The sequence below is a fragment of the Pseudonocardia sp. TMWB2A genome, from assembly GCF_017312135.1.
This window is the reverse complement of sequence record NZ_QKQY01000002.1, coordinates 4,930,998-4,952,076: the sequence shown is the minus strand read 5'-3', so window position 1 is coordinate 4,952,076 and position 21,079 is coordinate 4,930,998. Positions and strand designations below refer to the sequence as shown.

Annotated in this window: 19 protein-coding genes; 7 read left to right on the top strand and 12 right to left on the bottom strand. The window is 75.4% G+C overall.

The genetic code is table 11. The features are described from left to right. Window positions 1-37 precede the first annotated feature (37 nt). On the top strand, window positions 38-652 hold the full coding sequence (locus DMP17_RS37715) for a TetR/AcrR family transcriptional regulator (protein WP_226350569.1): 615 nt from the start codon (window positions 38-40) through the stop codon (window positions 650-652). Here the strand turns inward: DMP17_RS37715 and DMP17_RS37710 are convergent. Beyond that, window positions 637-1,329 (bottom strand): DUF899 domain-containing protein, encoded by a 693-nt coding sequence (locus tag DMP17_RS37710; RefSeq protein ID WP_226350570.1) that lies wholly within the window; start codon window positions 1,327-1,329, stop codon window positions 637-639. The genes DMP17_RS37715 and DMP17_RS37710 overlap by 16 nt on opposite strands. A 127-nt stretch (window positions 1,330-1,456) precedes the next feature. Between DMP17_RS37710 and DMP17_RS37705 the strand changes: the two genes are divergently transcribed. Next, on the top strand, window positions 1,457-3,499 hold the full coding sequence (locus DMP17_RS37705; RefSeq protein ID WP_337832013.1) for a glycosyltransferase family 39 protein: 2,043 nt from the start codon (window positions 1,457-1,459) through the stop codon (window positions 3,497-3,499). Between the two features lie 289 nt (window positions 3,500-3,788). On the opposite strand, the gene DMP17_RS37700 is transcribed toward DMP17_RS37705, so the two are convergent. The 7 genes from DMP17_RS37700 to DMP17_RS37670 all read right to left on the bottom strand — a co-directional run bounded on the left by DMP17_RS37700 (window position 3,789) and on the right by DMP17_RS37670 (window position 9,867). Next, window positions 3,789-5,096, bottom strand: a complete 1,308-nt coding sequence (locus tag DMP17_RS37700) for an HNH endonuclease (RefSeq protein ID WP_337832012.1) — start codon at window positions 5,094-5,096, stop codon at window positions 3,789-3,791. A 375-nt stretch (window positions 5,097-5,471) separates the two neighbouring features. Beyond that, window positions 5,472-5,921 carry a VOC family protein gene (locus DMP17_RS37695; protein WP_060711293.1) on the bottom strand — a complete coding sequence of 150 codons (450 nt, stop codon included), beginning with the start codon at window positions 5,919-5,921 and terminating at the stop codon, window positions 5,472-5,474. Window positions 5,922-5,930: 9 nt separating this feature from the next. Beyond that, on the bottom strand, window positions 5,931-7,136 hold the full coding sequence (locus DMP17_RS37690; RefSeq protein WP_226350573.1) for a CoA transferase: 1,206 nt from the start codon (window positions 7,134-7,136) through the stop codon (window positions 5,931-5,933). A 35-nt stretch (window positions 7,137-7,171) separates the two neighbouring features. After that, window positions 7,172-7,474: a hypothetical protein gene (locus DMP17_RS37685; protein WP_337832011.1), complete on the bottom strand. Its 303-nt coding sequence runs from the start codon at window positions 7,472-7,474 to the stop codon at window positions 7,172-7,174. Between the two features lie 128 nt (window positions 7,475-7,602). Continuing rightward, entirely contained in the window at window positions 7,603-7,833 is a 231-nt protein-coding gene (locus tag DMP17_RS37680) for a hypothetical protein (protein ID WP_226350575.1), read from the bottom strand. Beyond that, entirely contained in the window at window positions 7,830-9,095 is a 1,266-nt protein-coding gene (locus tag DMP17_RS37675) for a S8 family serine peptidase (RefSeq protein WP_226350576.1), read from the bottom strand. The genes DMP17_RS37680 and DMP17_RS37675 overlap by 4 nt, the downstream gene beginning before the upstream one ends. Window positions 9,096-9,183: 88 nt before the next feature. Continuing rightward, window positions 9,184-9,867, bottom strand: a complete 684-nt coding sequence (locus DMP17_RS37670; protein ID WP_337832010.1) for an ANTAR domain-containing protein — start codon at window positions 9,865-9,867, stop codon at window positions 9,184-9,186. Between the two features lie 354 nt (window positions 9,868-10,221). Between DMP17_RS37670 and DMP17_RS37665 the strand changes: the two genes are divergently transcribed. Then, the gene (locus tag DMP17_RS37665; protein WP_226350578.1) at window positions 10,222-11,847 is read left to right on the top strand and encodes a long-chain fatty acid--CoA ligase; all 1,626 of its coding nucleotides are present in this window, start codon (window positions 10,222-10,224) and stop codon (window positions 11,845-11,847) included. Here the strand turns inward: DMP17_RS37665 and DMP17_RS37660 are convergent. Continuing rightward, window positions 11,832-13,994, bottom strand: a complete 2,163-nt coding sequence (locus DMP17_RS37660) for a WD40 repeat domain-containing protein (RefSeq protein WP_337832009.1) — start codon at window positions 13,992-13,994, stop codon at window positions 11,832-11,834. The two genes, DMP17_RS37665 and DMP17_RS37660, sit on opposite strands and share 16 nt — an antisense overlap. A 168-nt stretch (window positions 13,995-14,162) precedes the next feature. Between DMP17_RS37660 and DMP17_RS37655 the strand changes: the two genes are divergently transcribed. Both DMP17_RS37655 and DMP17_RS37650 read left to right on the top strand, forming a co-directional pair. Further along, on the top strand, window positions 14,163-14,438 hold the full coding sequence (locus DMP17_RS37655) for a hypothetical protein (RefSeq protein ID WP_062396425.1): 276 nt from the start codon (window positions 14,163-14,165) through the stop codon (window positions 14,436-14,438). 67 nt (window positions 14,439-14,505) lie between these two features. After that, entirely contained in the window at window positions 14,506-15,135 is a 630-nt protein-coding gene (locus DMP17_RS37650; RefSeq protein WP_226350581.1) for a TetR/AcrR family transcriptional regulator, read from the top strand. Here the strand turns inward: DMP17_RS37650 and DMP17_RS37645 are convergent. Both DMP17_RS37645 and DMP17_RS37640 read right to left on the bottom strand, forming a co-directional pair. After that, entirely contained in the window at window positions 15,111-16,658 is a 1,548-nt protein-coding gene (locus DMP17_RS37645; protein WP_337832008.1) for a Vgb family protein, read from the bottom strand. The genes DMP17_RS37650 and DMP17_RS37645 overlap by 25 nt on opposite strands. Window positions 16,659-16,693: 35 nt before the next feature. Then, window positions 16,694-18,502 carry a flavin-containing monooxygenase gene (locus DMP17_RS37640; protein ID WP_337832007.1) on the bottom strand — a complete coding sequence of 603 codons (1,809 nt, stop codon included), beginning with the start codon at window positions 18,500-18,502 and terminating at the stop codon, window positions 16,694-16,696. A 165-nt stretch (window positions 18,503-18,667) separates the two neighbouring features. Here DMP17_RS37640 and DMP17_RS37635 point away from each other — a divergent pair, with 165 nt between their 5' ends. After that, complete coding sequence (locus DMP17_RS37635) at window positions 18,668-19,273, top strand: TetR/AcrR family transcriptional regulator (RefSeq protein WP_337832006.1); 606 nt, start codon at window positions 18,668-18,670, stop codon at window positions 19,271-19,273. Further along, window positions 19,270-20,697, top strand: coding sequence for a DHA2 family efflux MFS transporter permease subunit (locus DMP17_RS37630; protein ID WP_337832005.1), 1,428 nt, complete (start codon window positions 19,270-19,272; stop codon window positions 20,695-20,697). Before DMP17_RS37635 ends, DMP17_RS37630 begins: the two co-directional genes overlap by 4 nt. On the opposite strand, the gene DMP17_RS37625 is transcribed toward DMP17_RS37630, so the two are convergent. Continuing rightward, a complete protein-coding gene (locus tag DMP17_RS37625; protein WP_337832004.1) occupies window positions 20,690-21,073 on the bottom strand; it encodes an MOSC domain-containing protein in 384 nt (127 codons plus the stop codon). The genes DMP17_RS37630 and DMP17_RS37625 overlap by 8 nt on opposite strands. Window positions 21,074-21,079: the final 6 nt, after the last annotated feature.

Sequence of the window (21,079 nt, the reverse complement as noted above, 5' to 3'; positions counted from 1 at the left end):
GTCGGTGGTCACAGCACCGTCTGGCAGGATCGCCGCCGTGCCCCCGCCGTCGCGCCGCAGCGGACGTCCGCGCGACCCGGACGTCGACCGTCGCGCCCTCGCCGCCGCCCGCGAGGTCTACGGCGAGCGCGGCTGGTCCGGGCTGTCGCTGGAGGAGGTGGCCCGCCGGTCGTCGATCGGGAAGGGGTCGCTGTACCTGCGCTGGCCGACCCGGGCGGCGCTGCTGGTGGCCGCGGTGCGTGACCGGGCCCGGTTCGTCGCCGACATCGACACCGGCTCGCTGCGCGAGGACCTGGTGACCTTCGCCGAGCTGTGGACGGCGTTCGCCACGAGCGACGACGGCCGGCTGGTCGAGCGGCTGCTCGTCGACTCCCACCGGGTCCCGGAGATCGCGGGCGCGCTCGCCGACGACGCCTATCCCGAGCACGTCCGCGGCGCCCGGACGATGGTGCGCCGCGGCATCGAGCGCGGCGAGCTCCCGGCCGGGACGTCGGTGGCACTGGTCGCGGACCTGGTCGCGGGGGCGGTGCGCAACCACGTCGCGACCACCCCCGCGCACCTCGCCGCCCGCGACGACGCCCGCGGCCACGCGGCCGCGGTCGTCGACACCGTCCTGGCCGGGGTACGGGCGCGGGCTCAGCCCTCACCGTAGGCGGCGGCGATCTCCTGCGGCCCGGCCCACCGGCTGTAGGTGGGGCCCTGCGGCCAGCCCTCGGGGGAGTCCTGCCAGACCTCCTGGCGGCCGTAGGGCAGCACGTCGACCAGCGGGAACAGGTGGGACAGCTGCTCGGTGCCGCGGCCGTCGGTGTGCCAGGTGCGGAAGACGCGGTCGCCGTCGCGCAGGAACACGTTGACCGCGAAGCCGCCCCCGGGCGGGGCGCCGACGTCGGTGCCGAAGCTGCTGTCGGCCGTCGAGTACCAGGTCATGGTGTTGCCGACGCGACGCCGGTAGGCCAGCGCCTCGTCGATCGGGCCCTGGGTGACGATCACGAAGCGGGCGTCGAACTTCTCCAGGCCGGCGAGCCGGGTGAACTGCGAGGTGAACCCGGTGCACCCGCCGCACTGCCAGTCGGCGCCGTCGTGCCACATGTGGCTGTAGACGATCAGCTGCGGGTGGCCGTCGAAGATCTCGGCGAGGCGGACGGGGCCGTCCTCGCCGCGCAGGACGTAGTCGGGCATCTCGACCATCGGCAGCCGGCGACGGGCGGCGGCGATGGCGTCGAGCTCGCGGGTGGCGGCCTTCTCCCGGACGCGCAGCGCGGCGAGCTCGCGCTCCCAGGTGGCGGTGTCGACGACGGGGGGCAGGGCGGCGGTGGTCGGCTCGGTCATGTGAGGGGTGACCGGCGTCGCGCCCGGAACTCATCGCTCACAGACCGGGCACAGGGAGCCGACAGCATCGCGACAGTGCCGGGACCGACGGTGATGCCAGTACGCCCCGACCCCGAGGAGATCGTCCGTGAGCACCGCGACCCCCGTCCGGCCGGGACGGCACCGCGCCGCCCCTCCGCAGTCCGCCCCGCCCCCCGACACGCGCCCCGGGACGGTCCCGGCGGGCGCTCCACGCTGGGCGCGGCCCGGGCTGGTGGTGCTGCTCGCCGCGACCGCGCTGCTGTACCTGTGGGACCTGTCGTCGTCGGGCTGGGCGAACGACTTCTACGCCGCCGCGGTGCAGGCCGGGACGCAGTCTCCGACGGCGTGGCTGTTCGGGTCGCTGGACTCCGGGAACGCGATCACCGTCGACAAACCGCCCGCGGCGCTGTGGGTGATGGTGGCCTCGGCGCGGCTGTTCGGGTTCTCCTCGTGGAGCCTGCTCGTGCCGCAGGCCCTGATGGGTGTGGGCGCGGTGGCCCTGCTGCACGCGACGGTGCGGCGGTGGGCCGGGCCCGCCGCGGGTCTGCTCGCGGGCGCGGCGCTGGCGCTGACCCCGGCGGCGGTGCTGATGTTCCGGTTCGACAACCCGGACGCGCTGCTGACGCTGCTGCTGGTCGTCGCGGCCTGGGCCACCTCGCGCGCCGTCGACGCCGCCTCGGTGCGGACGTCCACCTGGTGGCTGGTCGCGGCCGGGTCGGCGGTCGGGTTCGCGTTCCTCACGAAGATGGGGCAGGCGCTGCTGGTCGTCCCGGCGCTCGGGCTGGTGTACCTGGTCGCGGGCTCGCCGCGGCTGCGGACCCGGATCCTGCAGCTGGGTGCCGCGGTGGCGGCGATGGTCGTCTCCGCGGGGTGGTTCATCGCGCTGGTGGAGCTGTGGCCCGCGTCCGACCGGCCCTACATCGGCGGGTCGACGACGAACTCGCTGCTCGAGCTCGCGCTGGGCTACAACGGCCTCGGCCGGCTGCTCGGCGGCACCGGCAACGGTGGCGGCGCCGGCGGGGGTGGCGGTGGTGGTGGCAACACCGGCTTCGGCGGCTCGGCCGGTCCGCTGCGGCTGTTCACCGGTGAGCTCGCCTACGAGATCTCCTGGCTGCTGCCGGCCGCGCTGATCCTGCTCGTCGCCGGGCTGTGGGTCACCCGGCGGGCGCCGCGGACCGACCGGACCCGCGCGGCGCTGCTGCTGTGGGGTGGCTGGACGCTCGTCACGGCGGCGGTGTTCTCGATGATGAGCGGCACGATGCACCCGTACTACACGGTGGCGCTGGCCCCGGGGCTCGCCGGAGTGGTGGCCGTCGGCGGGGCGGCGCTGTGGCGGGAGCGGGGTGCCCGGTGGGCGCGGATCGTCGCCGCGACGACGGTGCTCGTCACCGGTGGCTGGGCGGTCGCGCTGCTGGTGGTGAGCGCGGAGTCCTTCTCCTGGCTGTGCTGGCCGGTCGGGGTGGTCACGGTGGTCGCGGCGGGGCTGATGCTCGCGCCCGGCCGGGGACGCGCGGTGGTGCGGTCCGGTCTGGTCGCGGTGCTGGTGGCGGGGATGCTCGGGACCGGGGTGTACGCGGTGGCGACGGCGTCGACCGGGCACACCGGCAGCATCCCGTCGGTCGGGACGGTGTCGAGCTCGTTCGGCACCGCCGCCGGTTCGTCCGGTGGTCCCGGCTCGGGCCCGGGATCGGCCGGTCCGGGGGGTCCGGGTGCGGCCGACGGCACGGGTGGGTTCGGTGGTGCCGGGGGAACGGCCCCGGGGCAGGGCGGTGGTGGACCCGGCTCCGGCGGCGCGACCTCGGCGGAGCTGACCGCACTGCTCGCCGCGACCCGGTCCTCGTCCGGGACGACCTGGGCGGCCGCGGTCGCCACCTCCCAGACCGCGGCGTCGCTGGAGCTGGCGAGTGGGACCGCGGTCATGTCGACCGGTGGGTGGGCCGGCAGCGACTCCGCCGTCACCCTCGCCGAGTTCCGGTCCGACGTGGAGCAGGGCCGGATCGCCTACTACGTGGCGGGCGGCCAGGGCGGCGGCCCCGGTGGGCAGAGCGACTCGACGAGCAGCCGGATAGCGACCTGGGTCGCCGAGCACTACACGGCGACGACCGTCGGTGGTCAGACCGTCTACGACCTGTCCGCCCCGACCTCCTGACACGCTCGTCGCCACCTCGCGCACCTCATCGGATCGGTGGGGTGCGCGCGGCGTTGCCGGTGGGTATGTGTCCGGGCGAGGGGCTGTATCCGGTCCCGGCCCCGCTCCCGGTCCCGGCCGAGCCAGGCCCGACGTAGCCAGGCCCGACGGATGCGGGGACGGCGCCGACCACATGCCGGTCCGATGGGCCGGCGGCGGGCGGGTGGGGCGTGGCGACGCGACGTAGCCCGGCCCGACGCAGCCCGGCGTGCACGCCGGCGCCGCGACGGGGCGGTCGTCGGCGTCGAGGTCAGGTCGGTGCGCGCGGTGGTGGTGCGGGCGGCAGTGGTGGTGCCGGACCGCAGTACCTGTGCCCGGCCGGTGTCACGGTGACCACGATGCCGTCGGGTGCGCGGAAGACCTGCCACCCGGGTTGTTCGCGGACGTGGTTGTGGAACTCGCAGACTCCACGTCCGTTGTCCAGCTCGGTGCGTCCGCCGTCGGCGTCGCGGTGGATGTGATCGAGGTGGCGGACGGGTGCGTCGCAGTAGGGCTCGGTGCACCGGTTCCCGGCGCGGGCTTTGACGAGGGTGGCGGGTAGTCCGGTGAAGGTGCGTTTGCGGGAGTCGCCGCCGATGACGATGCCCTGGTCGGTGAGGAGTCTGCGCAGGGATTTCGTCCCCTCGGGGGTGGCGAGCAGGTCGGCCGGGACCGGTCCGAAGCCGGGGATCTCGGCGGGGAGCGGGGAATGCGGGTCGAGCAGGGCCTGCACGGGCACGGTGACCTGGACTTCGAGGTTCACCGCGGTCGCGGTGGCCTGTCCGGTGACCCGCTCGACGAGGGTGTCGGCCAGGACCTGCCCGCGGGTACGGGTCAGCGGTTCCGGGTCGACCTGGACCTCGACGAACGCCTTCTGCAGTGCGGCGAGGCAGGCGGCGCCCTGTTCGACCGGGACGTAGGCGGTCAGGTAGCTCATCGCGTCCGGTGCCGGGCGCAGGGTGACCCGGCGCTCGGCCTTGGCGGCGTGGACGCGGGCGCGGAACCGGTCGGGGGCGATCTCGGCGACCAGACGCCGGGTCATCGCCCGCAGCCGCCCGATGCCGTACCGGGTCAGGTCCCGGTTGGTGGCGAGGCGGGAGTCGACCCGCGCCCGCTGAGCTGTGTTGAGGTCGCGGCACTCGACGGCGATCGCGGTGACCTTGGCGGCGCTGAGCTGCCCGGCCTCATGGAGGCGTCGGATGTCGTCGAGTCCGGAGTGCAGGTCGCGGGCGTCGGCGACGCGGGTGCGGGCCTCGGCGGTGGAGACCCGGCAGGCGAGCTGGATCTGGGCGACGACGCTGCGGTGGAGCTTGTCGAAGTCGCTCCGGTCATCGACACGCCGGTTCTCGACATGGGCCTGGGCGAAGGCACGGATCCGGCTCGCCTGAAGGGCGGCCAGGGAGGCCTGGAGCGACTCGATCTCCTGGATCTGGTCGATCAACTCCGACTCGGACCACGCGCAGGTGTCGGCGCCGAGGGCTTGTTCGACGTGGAACCGGAGCAGGGTGAGGTCACCGGAGGGGAACCCGTCGCCGTGCACGCCGGTGGCGTGGGCGGGTGGCTCCTGGGTGGCGGTCACACCATCGACGATACTCGAACGTGTGTTCGATCGCCAGTTCGCGTTCGCGATCGCGAATCCGTGGCCTGCGGCGATGCTGACCGTTCGCGGCGGTGCCTCGTGGTGTGGTGGCCGCGCGCGGAAAGGGGACAGTGAGATGCCGACCGGCTGCATCGTGAGGTGGCGCGAGAGGGACGGCCGCACCGGGTACCCGTCGTGACGGCGTGGCCGCCACCGGCAGGAGGTGGCGAGGACGGATCGCGCACGGCCCCGGGCACTGGCCCGGGCCGGGGTCCGGCGACCGCGCCGGGGGACGACGCGCGGACGAGTGCGGCCACCGGAGCGACGCTGTTACCCGGCCGACGCGACCCGGAACCACGGAGCCCGACAGGGACCTCAGCCCCACTTCTCCCGCACCGAGGTGAACACCTTCTGCCCGTACGAGAACTCCACGACGTTCCCGTCCGGATCGGTCAGCGCGCAGATGTACCCCACCGGCCCCGGCATCTGCCGCGGCTCCCAGTGCAGGCACCCCGCGTCCCGGGCGCGGTCGGCGGCGGCGTCGACGTCGTCGCGGGTCGGCACCTCGATCCCCAGGTGGGCGAAGGGGCGCAGCAGCCCCAGCTCGCCACCCTGCTCGGCGTCGAACGACACCAGGACCAGCACCATCGGCGTCTCCACCTGACCGGCGTTGGACAGCCAGGCGCTCCGCCCGGCGTCGTCGGAGAAGCGTTCGACGACGGTGAGAGGTGTCATCGTCGTGTAGAAGTCGATGGCGGCGTCGAGGTCGCCGGTGGGCAGCGCGACGTGGGTCCACCGCGCCTCGGTCAGCTGTGCGTCGGTCACGGGGATTCTCTACCCGACGACGCCGCGGTCGTGCAGCCCGCCGATGGTGCGCTCGTCGAGACCGAGGACGTCGGCGAGCACCTCGTCGGTCTCCCGGCCCAGCTCGGGGGCGGCGCCGGGGTCGCCGTGGTCGGCGTCCCACCGGATCGGCGATCGCGCGGTGATGCCGGTGGCACCACCGGGCAGCGCCAGGTCGGCGAGCAGCGGGTGCCCTCCGGCGCGGTGCTCGGCGACGACGTGGGTCATCCCCTGGTAGCGGCCCCACAGCACCCGCGCCGTGTTCAGCTCGGACTCGACGGTCGCCGAGTCGCGCGCGGCGAACCACGGCCGCAGCACCGCCGCGATCGTCTCGCGCAGCCGGTAGCGCTCGGTCTCCGAGGTCAGGTCGGCGTCGAGGGCGGGCTCCAGTGCGGCGAACACGTCGCCGGTCCCGGTGACCGACACCAGGGCGTTCCACTGCGCCGGGGTCAGCGCGACGACCATCACCCGGTTCCCGTCGGAGCAGGCGAAGTCGACGCCGAAGCTGCCGTAGACGTGGTTGCCGTGCCGCGGCCGCTCGTGCCCGCGCTCGTCGGCCTCGGAGAGCCACCCCAGGTTGGCGACGCCGGCCAGCGCCACGTCGGACAGCGCGATCTCGGAGTACACCCCGGCACCGGTGCGGGAGCGCTGGTACACCCCGGCGAGCACGGCCGTCGCGACCGACATGCCGGTGACCAGGTCCCACGCGGGCAGCACGTGGTTGACCGGAGCCGCGCCCTCCTCGCTGCCGGTGATCTGCGGGATCCCGACCTCGGCGTTGACGGTGTAGTCGACGGCGGGGCGGCCGTCCGGGTAGCCCTGCACGCGCACGTGCACCAGGTCCGGGCGACGCGCGACGAGCGCGTCGTTGGCCATCCAGCGGCGGCCCACGACGTTGTCGACGAGGACACCGCGGTCCGGGCCCGGCGCCGTCGCCAGGCCGAGGACGAGCTCGCGGCCCTCGTCGGAGCGCAGGTCGATGCTGATCGACCGCTTGCCCTTGTTCAGCGATGCCCAGTAGTAGGAGTCGCCGGTGCCGTGCCCGGCGGCGGGCCAGCGACCGTGGTCGGGACCGCCCCCGAGCGGGTCGATGCGGATGACCGAGGCCCCGAGCTGCGCGAGCGTCATGCCACCGGTGGGACCGGCGACGAAACTCGCGCACTCGACGACGTGGAGACCGGAGAGCGGGCGCGACATGGCGACCATCCTGCCCGGCGGTGCGGCCGGACGGATCAGAGGTGTTCGATCAGCCGCTGACGGGCCAGGCGCTCGACCATCTCGGGGAGCGCTGCGGCGGAGACGACGTCGAGGTCGCGGTGGGAGCCGCGCACGACGTGGTCGACGAGGTCCTGGGTGAAACGGCCGGCGAACTCGGCGGTGAGCCGGTCGACGGCGCCCCGGACGGTGGGGTCGGTGACGGGTGGGTGGACGGAGGCCTGCACAGGAATGGTCGTTTCGGTCGAGGTGGTGTCCGGTACGCGGCGGAGTGCCGCGCCGCGCGGGATCGCGCGGTGCCGGTACGGGGTCGGTGGCACCGGCCGTGGCCGGGGCGCCGGGTGGGCGCCTCCCGGGGACGGTCCGGGCGGTTGGTCACGGCCGGCGTGTCACCGGGCGCGATCGACTGAGACCACCGTATCGGACATACGGGTGGCGCGTCGACCGATTACGCGGGCCCCGGCCGGTCGCGGTCGAGGTGGACCTCGCGGTCCGGCTCGACCGCGGCCACCCCGGTGACCGCCCGCAGGGCGTCCGGGTCGTCGCACGTCCCGACGACCACCCCGACCCCCGTGAGCACCTTCTCCACCTGCAGCCCGGCGGCCGCGCAGGCCCGCGCGACGTCGTCGGCGACGTGCCCGTCGGCCACCGACACCAGCAGCCTCCCGGTCGTGCTCATCGGCCAGGGGCCCGGACGAGGCCCGCGCCGACGTCGCCCGAGGGCAGCGGCAGCCGCTGGGCGGCCTGCGTGAGCTGGGTCCACAGGTCACGCCCGCGGGCCCCGGTGCGCTGCGACCACAGCGCCGCGATCCCGGAGACGTGCGGGGTGGCCATCGAGGTGCCCGAGATCGTGTTGGTGCGCTGGGGCATCGGCCACGACGAGTAGACGTCCACACCGGGACCGGCGATGTCGACCTGCCCGCCCTCGACCGCGGAGCTGGCCGCGGAGAAGTCGGCGATGGCCAGCGCGGCGTCCACCGCGGCGACCGCCATGATCGACGGGCTGTTCGCCGGGACGCCGACGAAACCGACGTTCCCGGTCGAGCGCTCGGCGTTGTTGCCGGCCGCGGCGACGATCAGGGTGCCCGCGTCCAGCGCGCGCCGCCCGGCGTTCTCGTAGGCGGCGGAGACCTCGTTCAGGTCCGCGCCCAGCGACATCGACACGACCTGCGCGCCGGAGGAGATCGCCCACTCGATGCCCTCGAGGATGCCGGCGTCGGTGCCGGAGCCGTCGTCACCGAGCACCTTGCCGACCAGGATCCTCGCCTCGTGGGCGATGCCGTAGCGGCGTCCCGAGCCGGGGGCCAGCGGCCCGCAGGAGGTGCCGATGCAGTGCGTGCCGTGCCCCTGCACGTCGGCGACCTCCTGGCCGTCGACGAACGAGCGCGACTCGATCTGCCGCCCGGCGAAGTCGGGGTGACCGAGGTCGAGGCCGGTGTCGAGGACGGCGACGGTGATCCCGGCGCCGGTCTCGGCGGCGACGTCCGCGCCGGTGGCCTGCAGCCCCCAGGTGACCTGGTCGTTGTCGGCGAACCGGGCCGCGACGGGCGCGTCGGCGGTCTCCGACGCGGCGGCCCGCTCGGCCAGGAAGCCCGCCGCGTCGGCGAACCCGCGCAGGTAGTCGGCGCTCAGCCCGGGCCCGGACAGGGCGCGCAGCACACGTTCGGGCTCCACCGACAGCACCCGGCGGTCGGCCCGCACGGTGCGCAGCCGGGCCGGGTCCAGCTCGGCGACGGCGACGCCGAGCCGGGCGAACAGCGTCGGGTGGACCCCCGGGGTGTCGTCGCGGCTGCTGGTCACCTCGGACAGACCGGTCAGCTCCGCCACCGCCGAGCGTGCCGTGTCGTGGTCGGCCAGCAGGTCGTCGCTGAGCACCAGCAGGTACCGGCCGGTCAGCGTGCCTGCGGTCCGGCCCGGGACGGCCGCGTGCGGGTCCACCATGTCGCCTCCGTCGATCGACTCGTGACCACCCATCGTGCCCCAGTGATCGCGCTCCGGCACGGTCTGCGGGCGAACGGGTGGTGACGGCTCAGGGCTGCTGCCCGACCGTGTCCGCCAGCAGCGCCTCGGCGACCACGTGCAGCTTCCGGTTCGTCTCGTGCGAGAGCCGGCGCAGCAGGGTGAACGCCTCGTCGGCGGAGCAGCCGCGCTGGGCCATCAGGGCCCCCTTCGCCTGCTCGATGCTGACGTGCCGGGCGAAGCGGGCCCGCAGGTGGCTGTTCTCGGTGTCCAGGGCGCGGGCCAGCGTCGCGGCGGCGAGGTCGCTGCCGTCGGGGCCGGGGCTGATCAGGCCGGTGACGTCCTCGATGTGGTGCAGTACCCCGATGACCCGCCCGTCCGGGGCGACCAGCGGGGAGTTCACAGTGACCCACACCCGTTCGACGAAGCCGGACGTGCCCGTCGCCGCGGGCACGTCGTGACGCTGCACCGGCAGGTGGTCGCGCAGCCCGAGGCGCAGCACCCGCGACAGCGACGCCGTCAGCCGCGCGACGCCGTCGGCGCCGGGCTGGTGCGGGTTGTCCGGCAGCGCGGCCGTCAGCGGCCTGCCGACCAGCTCGCCGGGCGCGCGCAGGGTCGCCGCGCAGAAGGCCGCGTTCGCCCCCACGACCGTGAGCTCCCCGTCGACGACCACGTACGGGGAGCGCGTGGCACGGAACGCGGGATCGTCGCAGCAGGCGCGCAGGATATGCGCGTCCGAGGACCCGGAAAGCATCTCGACCTCCGCCGCGCCGGAAACGCGACGGTTCGGCGGGTGCCGCGGCGAGCGGCACCGGAGGCCTGGCCCGGCGCGTCCGGCAGATGATGTCTGCGCGGAAACGGTTCCCGGGGCGGACCCCGGGATGCCGGGCCGGTTGCTTGACCCTGCGTGCACGCGTCCGGAACCTGACGGTTCGCGGACGTCGGGAAGAACGTTAGGACAGTGCGTCACACCTGCTGACAGCGGGTGTCCGATTACTCCGGACGCCGCGTTCGCGACCCCCGGATGCAGTGACCGGATAGTCCAATCCATATCCGAAGTTACGGTAGGGTCGCGTCGACCCCACCCGGAACGCCCCCAGGAGCAACGATGCTCGGTCTGATGCAGGACCGTCCCCTGACGCTGCCGCACGTCTTCCACCGTGCCGAGCAGTACTTCGGACACAAGGAGATCGTCACCGCCACCCCGGCGGGGACGGTCCGCACCACCACGGTCGCCGAGTGGGCCGTGCGCACCCGCCGGCTGGCCACCGTGCTCGACACCCTCGGCGTCTCGGCCGACGGCCGGGTCGGGACGTTCTGCTGGAACACCGACCGGCACCTGGAGCTGTACCTGGCGGTGCCGTGCACCGGCCGGGTCCTGCACACGCTCAACCTGCGGCTGTTCCCCGACCAGCTCGTCTACGTGGCCGACCACGCCGAGGACGAGGTCGTGTTCGTCGAGCGCTCCCTGCTCGGCCTGTTCTGGCCGCACGTGGACCGGATGACCACGGTGCGCCACGTCGTCGTCATCGACGACGGCGCGCCGACCGAGATCCCCGACGACCCGCGGATCCGGCTCTACGAGGAGCTCCTGGCCGCGGCCGAGCCGTTCGCGGGCCGGTTCGTCGTCGAGGACGAGAACACCGCCGCCGCCATGTGCTACACCTCCGGCACCACCGGCAACCCCAAGGGCGTCGTCTACTCGCACCGCTCGACGCTGCTGCACTCGCTCGCGACCCTGTTCGCCGACGGCGTCGGGCTCTGCGAGCGCGACGTGGTCCTGCCGGTCGTCCCGATGTTCCACGCCAACGCCTGGGGCCTGCCCTACGGCTGCCTGCTCGCCGGCACCTCGCTGGTGCTGCCCGGGCCCGGCATGACCCCGGACGCGGTCCTGACACTGATCCAGGACCACCGGGTCACCGTCGCCGCGGGCGTCCCGACGATCTGGATGGGCCTGCTGCCCAAGCTCGGCGAGTACGACTGCTCGTCGCTGCGGATCCTGCTCTGCGGCGGCTCGGCGGTGCCGAAGTCGATGTCGGAGGGCTTCCGCGCCGCGATCGGCCTGCCGGTCCTGCAGGGCTGGGGGATGACCGAGACCTCGCCCGTGGCGACCCTGGGCGTGCTGCGCTCCCAGCACGACGACCTGTCCGACGACGACAAGGCCACCGTGCGCGCCCTGCAGGGACCCCCGGTCCCGCTCGTCGACCTGCGCATCGCCGACCCCGAGACCGGTGCCGAGCAGCCCTGGGACGGCACCACCAGCGGTGAGGTGCAGGTGGCGGGCCCGTGGATCGCCTCGGAGTACTACCGCGGCGAGGGCGGCGGCACGCAGTTCACCTCCGACGGCTGGCTGCGCACCGGCGACGTCGCCGTCGTCGACGGCTCGGGCTACGTCAAGCTCGTCGACCGCACCAAGGACCTGGTCAAGTCCGGTGGTGAGTGGATCAGCTCGGTCGAGCTGGAGAACGAGATCATGGCGCACCCGAAGGTCGCCGAGGCCGCGGTCATCGCGATCCCGCACGAGCGCTGGGTGGAGCGCCCGATGGCGTGCGTCGTGGTGAAGGACGGCGAGACCCTCACCGCCGACGAGCTCATCGCCTTCCTCACCGACCGGGTCGCCAAGTGGTGGCTCCCCGACGCCGTCGAGTTCATCGACGAGGTGCCCAAGACGAGCGTCGGCAAGTTCTCCAAGAAGACCCTGCGGGAGAAGTTCGAGGGCTACTCGCTGAGCTGAGCGGCCGCCTCGCGGTCCGTGGTCCCGGTGCGCGGCGCCGGGACCACGGCCGCGCCGCCCTGCTCGGGGATGACACCGTCCGGGACGGCCGCGGCGGCCCCGGCGAGCAGGTCGAGGCAGTGCACCTCGCCGCACCCGTCACCGACGACCACCGTCCCGCCCCCCACCGCGACCGCGGTCAGCGGCGCGTCCAGCGGCACCCGGCCGAGCGCCGTCGCCGAGGTCAGGTCCCACAGCACCGCCGTGCCGTCCGAGCCCGCAGTCACCGCGCGGCACCGGCCCGCACCGGCGGCCGCGGTCAGGTGCGCCGCGTCGGCGCGCACCGTCGTCACCGTGGCCGACCCGGCCCGCCAGATGTGCACCCGGCCGTCGGCGTCGCAGACCACGCCGTGGCAGCCGTCGTCGTCGACGGCGACGGCGGTGACCAGCCCGGCCGGCAGCTCCACCGTGACCACCTCCGCCGAGGCGGGCCGCCAGCAGGCCAGCAGGCCGTCCGCGGCGAGCAGCACCGTCGCCCCGCCGGGGGTCGGCGCGGCCACCCGCGGTGCCGACGGCAGCCGGGTGGTGCGGAAGGCCCGCCCGCTGCGCGCGTCGCGCACGGCGACCGTACCGTCCGGCTCACCGGTCACCACCAGCGCGCCCCGCCCGGCCAGCACACGGCCGGGCAGCGACACCGCACCGGCCCGCACCCCGGTCGTCGCGTAGCGCTCCTCGACGGTCGCGGTCCCGGTGACGGCGAACAGCCTCGTCCCGGACGGGTCGAACCACAGCGGGCCCGCACCGGCCGGTACGCCCCAGCGGCGCGCGCCGGTGGCCGGGTCGTGCGCGAGCAGCCCGTCGGAGCGGCGACCGGCCGAGACGACCAGGCCCGTGCCGGCGGCGACCGCACCGACCGCGGGGGAGACCCCGGCGTGCCCGCCGGCACCCGGCCGGGCCCGTGCCGGGTCCCAGACCAGGACACGGCCGTGGTCGTCCCCGGACGCGACGACGGTGCCCGCGGCGTCGGCGGTGACCGCCCGCACCGCGGCGCCGTGCCCGGCGAGCTCGGCGACCGTGCCGGGGCCGGTGGTCGGGACGAGCTGCACGGTCCCGTCCACCCGCCCGACGACGACCCGGCCCTCACCGGCGCACGCGGCCGCGGTGACCGCGACGCCGTCGCCGGGGACGTCGAGCCGTACCGCGTCCTGCGGCGCCCCGTCGACCAGCGCGAACACGTGCAGCGCGCCGTCGGCCGTGGCCGCGAGCAGCTGCCCCGCCGTCGGCACCACCACGGCGACCACGGCGGGCCCGCCCTCCAGCAGCCCCAGCGGGGCCCCGGTGGCCGGGTCCCAGGACCGCAGCGTGCCGTCCACCCCGCCGGACACGACGGTGCCCTGGCCGGTCGCGGTCAGCGCGGTCACCGGGCCGGCGTGGCCGCGGGCGACCGAGACGGCCGCGCCGCTGGTCACGTCCCACACCCGCACCGCGCCGTCGGCGCCGCCCGCGACCACCCGGGTCGGGGCGGTTCCGGTCACCGCGAGCGCGGTCACCGGGCCGGGCCGCCCGGCCAGGGTCGTGACCTCGGCGCCGCGGGCCGGGCCGTCGGTGGCCAGCACCCGCACCACGGGGTCGTCACCGGCGAGGGCGAGCAGGCCGCCGTCGGGGGACAGGGCGACCGTCCGGGCGTGGACCGCGGAGGCCGGGGGGCGCGGACCGCCGGGCCCGGCGAGCGGGTCCGGGACCGCGTGTCCGGTCCCGGCGTCCCAGGCGCCGCTCTCACCGGAGGCGTCGAGCGACAGCAGCAGGCCGTCCGGCCCGGCGAGCAGCGCGACGACCGCGTCGCCGTGGCCCTCCAGGACCCGGCTCAGCGCGGCCGACGGCGGCCGGGTGCGCCAGCGGGTGGTCAGCGCGGGGACGCCCTGGGCGGTGAGCCGGGCCCGGGCGGCCCCGGCCAGCGCGGCCTCCCCGGCCAGGACGGCCCCGGCGAGCAGGTGCTGGGCGACCGGCGCGGTGCCGGAGCGGCGCAGGTGGTGCGCCTCGAGGTCCAGGACGCGGCGCAGCGCCTCGGGTGTCACCCCGTCCGGCGCGACGCCCGGGTGCTCCCCGTACGGCGGTTCGCCGGCGGCGATGCGCCGTTCCAGCCCGTCCCAGAACGTCTCGACGGCCATGCGTGTGAGCCCTCCCCGGGGTCGCGTTCGGTTACCTGTCGTGGCCCCGCGCCCCATCGTTAACGTGGGAGGGGGTGTCGCCACCCGAACCGGCGGTGACCGGCGGCGAGCCCTCGGTGACCGGCGAGCGGCCCGTGGGTGTCGGGGACAGGGGCTACCGTCCGTCCCATGCCCGCCACCACTCGTGCCGTCCTCTCGCTCGCCGAGATCGCGGTGTTCGCGCCGCTGGTCATCGCGCGTCGCACCGCCCGGATGCTCACCTCGGGCTTCCCGCCCCCGGCGCGCGAGGTCCGGGAGTTCCACCGGATGTGGGCCGAGAAGGTCGACGGGTTCTCGCGGGCCGCGGTCGTCCTGGTCACCTCGAAGCCGGGCCCGGAGACCCTCGGACGGGCGCTGGAGCCGATCCGCACCCGGGTGCGGGCCAACGCCCGCCGTCTAGGCTGACCGCCCGGCGAGCACTCGGGGGTGCGGTGTGACGGAGGGGACGGCGGTCCGGCGCGGACGGCGGCCGATGAGCGACCGTCGCCGCACCCTGCAGCGCCTGGAGATCTCCCGGGCGGCGATCCGGCTGTTCCGCGAGCACGGCGTCGCCGCGACCGGCGGGGAGCAGATCGCCGAGGCGGTCGGGCTGTCGGCGCGCACGTTCTGGCGCTGGTTCCGCACCAAGGAGAGCTGCGTCGAGCCGGTGCTGAGCCTGGCCACCGACGCGTTCACCGCGAGCCTGGCCCGCTGGCCCGCGGGCGTCGCGCTGACCGAGCACCTCGCCGGGGACTACGCCGAGCACCCCGACGCGGGGCCGGACGACGGTGACCTCGTCCTCGCGGTGATCCGGATGAGCCGCTCCGAGCCCGCCCTGCGCGCGATCTGGCTGGTCGTGCAGGAACGGGCCGAGCCGGTCCTGGCCGGGATCCTCGCGGGACGGTTCGGCCGCGACCCCGAGGACGTCGCCGTACGGGTGCAGGCCGCGGCGCTCAACGGGGCGCTGCGGGTCGCCACCGAGGACATCGCCGCCGCCACCGCCGACGGGCGCCGCCCACCGGCCGCGCAGCTGCGGGAGCGGCTGTCGGCGGCCGTCGACGCCGCGACCCACGGCGTCGACGGCGAGCGGGCGGCCGGTCAGGGGCCGACCCGCAGCACGTAGCCCGCGCCGTTGACCGCGACGAGCACGGAGTCGTCGTCGGCCGCGGCGACCCCGGCGAACGGGGCGGGCCGGGCGGCCGCGCCGCTGCGGCAGTCCGCGGGAACGTGCGGCGGCCGCACGTCGAAGGGCAGCCCCGACGCCGCGACGGTGACCGTCCGGTCGGCCGGGTCGATGCGCAGCAGCCGTCCCGCGGCGGCCTCGGCGCACCACAGCGCGCCCCCGGCCACGGCGATCCCCTCCGGCCGGTGCAGGCCCGCGGCGAGGACGGTTCCGGCGCCGGCGCCGTCGGGGCCGCGGGTGAGCCGCACGACCTGCCCGCCGCCGGTCAGCGTGACGTAGGCGGTGCCGGTGCCGTCGACGGCCACGTCCACCGGCCCGTCGAGACCCGTGGCGAGCACGGTGACGGTGCCGTCGTCGGCGAGGTGCAGGACCCGCCCGGCGCCGGTCTCGGCGACCAGCAGCCCGTCCCGGCAGGAGGCGACGCCGGTCGCCCCGGCCAGCCCGTCGGCCAGCGGCGTCCAGGAGCCGGGATGTCCGCGCCACACCCCGGTCCCGGTGGTGACGACCGTGTCGCCGTGGTGCCGGGCGAGTCCGCGGACCCCGCCGCGGACCTCGGTGACGACGTCGCCGAGCGCGGTGACGGCGCCGCCGGCCACACGGGCCAGGGAGAAGTGGTCGGCGACGAGCGCGCCCGCACCGTCGGCGGCCACGCCCCAGGGGCCGCACAGCCCGGCCGGCAGCATCGTGGTCACCGTGCCGTCGACGCCGGCCCGGACCAGCCCGCCGTGGAAGGCGCCGGTCACCCAGGCCGCGCCGTCGGCGGTGAACACCACGTTGTCCGCGCCGCCGACGCCGGTGTCGAGGGTGGCGGTGACCCGCCCACCGTCGGCGGTCCACAGGGCGCCGCGTCCGCCGTTGGACAGGATGCGCAGCCGTCCCGCGGGGTCGAAGCGCACGGCCACCGGCCGGTCCAGCCCGGTGAGCAGCCGTTCGGGGGCGCCGCCGTCCGGGTCGACCCGCCAGACCTCGCCGGAGAGCAGGTGCGGGTAGTACAGGAGCCCGTCCGGGCCGACCTCCATCGCGTTGCCGAGCGCGAGCCCGGTCGCGAGCACCCGCGGCGGCCCGCCGGTCGGGTCGATCTCCAGCAGCCGGCCGTCCGGGCACAGCTCGTTGACGAACAGCCGTCCGCGGTGCCAGGCGATCCCGTCCGGGGCGGTGATCCCGTCGGCGACGACGGTCATGGCCCCGTCGGACGCCCGGCGCCACACCAGCCCGGCGGGCAGGTCGACGACGAACAGCTCGCCGTCGGCGCCGAACACGAGGTCGTCGGGCGCGGTGAGCGGCCCGTCCGGCCCGAGCACCGTCTCGAGCCCGCCGGTCGCCGGGTCGAACGCGGACACGGTGCCGCCGAGGAACTGCGCGATCCACAGCCGGCCGTCCGGACCGGCCACGATCCCGTTGGACGCCCACAGCGGGTTCGGCGGGCACAGCGGTTCGGCCCGCAGCCCGGTCGTGGTCCGCACGGGTCCCCGGTCCGGCCCCGCGACCGGGCGCACGCTCACGGGGCGCCGCCGGAGAGCACGTCGTCCATCCCGCCGGCGCGCCAGTCGCGCAGGATCTCGTGGAACTCGACCGGACCGCCGCCGAACTGCTCGCTGCGCTTCCGCGGGCGGCCCTCGAAGTTGTAGTAGCCGGGTGTGCACCCGGCGAGGAAACCGTGCTGGTCCTGCGCCCGCTCGCGGATGGTGGCGACCCACGCCGCCTCCGCCTCGGCGGTCGGCTCGACGACGCGGACCCCGCGCCGGTCGGCCTCGGCGCAGACCGCCGCGATGTGCCCGGCCTGCTCCTCCAGCACGTGCGCGAAGTTCACCGACGCCGAGTTCTGCCCGGCCCCGACGTGGAACAGGTTGGGGAAGCCGCGACTGACCCAGCCGTGCAGTGTGGACAGCCCGTCCGCCCAGTGCTCGGCGAGGGTGACGCCGTCGCGCCCGCGGATGTCGGCCCCGGCCCGGGTGGCGGGGTCGGCGCCGAGCTCGAACCCGGTGGCGAACACGATCGCGTCCACCGGGTACTCGACGCCGTCGACCACCAGACCGTCGCGGGTGATCCGCTCGACGCCCTGCCCGCCGGTGTCGAGCAGCGTCACGTCGTCCCGGTTGAAGGTCTGCAGGTAGGTGTCGCTGAAGGTGGGCCGCTTGCACATCTGGCGGTACCAGGGCTTGAGCGCCGCGGCCGTCGCCGGGTCGGCGACGATCTGGTCGACCCGGGCCCGGATCTCGTCCATCTTCTCGGCGTCGGCGATCTCCAGCGCCTCGGCCGGGTCCTCGGTGCCCCGGGTCCGGGCGAGCCGCTGCGCGCCCCGGATCGGGGCGGTGTCGGTCCACCTGTCCGCGACGCCGTCGGGGCCGTGCGAGCCGTGCGGCGCCGGTCGCATGTCCATCAGGTTCAGGAAGTCCTCGCGACGGCGGCGCTGCCAGCCCGGGGTCAGCGCCCGCCACCAGGCCTCGTCGTAGGGGGCGTCGTCGCGGGTGTCGACCGACGACGGCGTCCGCTGCACGACGTAGAGGTGCCGCGCGGCCCCGGCCAGGTGCGGGACGCACTGGATCGCCGTCGCCCCGGTGCCGACCACGGCGAGAGTGCGGTCGCCGATCCGGTCGAGCGGGCCGCCCCGCTCGTCGCCGCCGGTCCAGCCGTAGTCCCACCGGCTGGTGTGGAAGGTGTGCCCGGCGAAGTCGGCGATGCCGGGGATCCCGGGCAGCTTGGGCCGGTTGAACGGCCCGGAGGAGATCACCACGAACCGGGCGGTGACCGCGTCGCCGCGGTCGGTGCCGACCTGCCAGGCCCGCGCGTCGTCGTCCCAGACCAGGGTGGTGACCTCGGTGTGGAACAGGGCGTCGCGGTAGAGGTCGAAGTGCTCGCCGACCGCGCGGGCGTGCGCCCGGATCTCCCCGCCCGGCGGGTAGCGACGGCTGGGCATCCCGCCCAGCTCCTCCAGAAGCGGCAGGTAGATCGAGCTCTCGATGTCGCAGGCGATGCCGGGGTAGCGGTTCCAGTACCAGGTCCCGCCGAGGTCCCCGGCGACGTCGACGATCCGGATCCGCTCGTGGCCGGCCTGCCGCAGCCGGGCCGCGGCGACCAGCCCGCCGAAACCGCCGCCGACGACCAGCACGTCCACCTCGTCCCGGACCGGGTCGCGGTCGGTGGGCTCGGACCACGGGTCGTCGGCGTAGAAGCCGAACTCCCCGGTCGACGCCCGGTACTGGGCGGTGCCCTCGGGGCGCAGCCTGCGGTCGCGCTCGGCGCGGTAGCGCTCCCGCAGCCGGTCCAGGTCGGCCGCGGTGGGGTCGGTGGTCCCGGTCGTCGTCACGCTCGTGGCTCCCTCGGCGTTGCATGATCACGTGCCCGACTAGCGTGGCACAAACTGCCAAAAAGGCACTGTGAGACGAGCGTCTCGTGGCGGTCCCGGCCGGTCTCATTACTGTCAGGCAGTGACATGAAGACACTCGACGACACCAGACGCGGGCGGGCGCCGATGAGCGACCGCCGGCGCGAGCTGCAGCGCCTCGAGATCTCCCGCGCGGCCGTGGCGCTGTTCCGGGAGCACGGCGTGCACGCCACCAGCGGCGAGCGGATCGCCGAGGAGGTCGGGCTGTCCGGCCGGACGCTGTGGCGCTGGTTCCGCACCAAGGAGAGCTGCGTGGAGCCGGTCCTCGCACGCAGCATCGACGCCGTCGTCGCGACGCTGCGGCGCTGGCCGGCGGGGGTGGGCCTCGACGAGCACCTGCTCGCCGAGTACCGCCCGCCCCAGGACCCGGTCGACGCCGCCGACGCCGACGCCGCGATGGCCGTCATCGCGCTGTCGCGCACCGAGCCCGGTCTGCGGGCGGTGTGGCTGGCGGTGCACGAGCGGGCCGAGCCGGTGCTCGCCGAGGTGATCGCGGCCCGCGCCGGCCGCGAGCCCGGCGACCTGGACGTCCGGGTGCACGCCGCCGCCGTCGCCGCCGCCCTTCGGATCAGCGGCGAGGACCTCGCCGTCGAGCTCGCCGCGGGCGTCCGGTGCACCGACCCCGTCGACCGACTCGGCCGCGCCCTGCGCGCGGCCACCACGACCCTTCCCCGGGCAGGAGACCCCGCGTGACCACCACCCCGTCCCGTACCGAACCGGTACCGGCGATCCGGACCGGACCGCTGATCGCCGTCCTCGTCGGCGCCGCGTTCGTGATGATCCTCAACGAGACCGTGCTGAGCGTCGCGCTGCGCGACCTGAGCGTCGACCTCGGTGTCCCCGCCACCACCACCCAGTGGCTGACCAGCGGCTTCCTGCTGACGATGGCCGTGGTCATCCCCACCACCGGCTACCTGCTCGACCGTTTCACCCCGCGGCAGGTCTTCCTCACCTCGCTCGGGCTGTTCACCGCGGGGACGGCGATCGCCGGGTTCGCGCCCGGTTTCGCGGTGCTGCTCGTCGGCCGCATCGTGCAGGCCGGCGGCACGGCGATGATGATCCCGCTGCTGATGACCACGATCCTGCGTCTGGTGCCGGCCGAGCGGCGTGGCGCGACGATGGGCACGATCACGATCGTCATCGCCGTCGCGCCCGCGATCGGCCCGACGATCGGCGGCGCGATCCTGTCCGGTCTGGGCTGGCGCTGGATGTTCTGGCTGGTCCTGCCGCTGGCCGTGATCGCCATGGCGGCCGGCGCACGGTGGCTGCGCATCGACGGCGGCGGCCGCCCGGTCCCGCTCGACGTGGTGTCGGTGCTGCTGTCCGCCGTCGGGTTCGGCGGCCTGGTCTACGGGCTGTCCTCGCTGGGCGGCCACGGCGGCGGGGGGCTCCCGCCGTGGGTGCCGGTCGTCGTCGGGCTGGTCGCGCTGGCGGTGTTCGTACTGCGCCAGCTGCGGCTGATGCGCTCCGGCCACGCGCTGCTGGACCTGCGCCCGTTCCGGCGGCGCCAGTTCGTCGTGGCACTGGTGCTCACCGCGCTGGTGCTGCTGTCGCTGATCGGTGTCGCCGCGGTGCTGCTGCCGCTCTACCTGCAGACCGTGCTCGGCACGAGCACGCTGGTCTCCGGTCTCGTGGTGCTGCCCGGCGGGCTGCTGCTCGGCCTGCTCGGCCGCCCGGTCGGCGCGCTGTTCGACCGCGTCGGCGCCCGCCCGCTGGTGATCCCCGGCGCGGTGCTGATGGCGACCGGTCTGCTGCTGTTCTCCACCCTCGGCCCGGGCACCCCGCTGGGCGTGGTCGTCGGCTTCCACCTGGTCCTGATGGGCGGGCTCGCGCTGATGATGACGCCTCTGATGACCGAGGCGCTGGGTTCGCTGCCCGACGAGCTGTACTCGCACGGCAGCGCGATCCTGTCCACGCTGCAGCAGGTCGCGGGCGCGCTGGGGACGGCGCTGTTCGTCACCGTCGCCGCGTTGGGCTCGGCGAGCGCCGCTGGGGCCTCCCCGGACGCCGACGGGCTGCACGCCGCGTTCGCCGTCGCCGGCGGGGTCGGGGTGCTGGCCGTCCTGCTGTCGCTGCTCGTCCGGCGTCGCACCGTGGCCCAGGCCCCGGTCAGCTGACCTCCACCGGGTCGCCGACGGCGATCGCACCGGAGGTCAGCACCCGGCAGACCGCGCCGCCGCGGTCGTGCAGCGCGCGGCGCGCTCCCGGCCCGACGGCGGTCTCCATCACCCGGCAGGGTGCGGCCTTCCGCACCACCTCCAGCTCGACGTCGCCGAGCCGCAGCCGGGTGCCGGGCGTCGTCGGGACGGTGCCGTGGTCGACGGTGACGGTGCGCCGGGTGCCGCCCGAGGGCACCGGGGCGCCGAGCGCCTCGGCGGCGGCGTCGAGCTCGTCGCGGCTCTGCACCGAGACGTGCCGGTGCCGGGTGCCGAAGTACCGGTCGCCGACGACGCCGCTGCCCGCGACCACCTCGACCCGCCCGACGTCGTGCATCGGCGC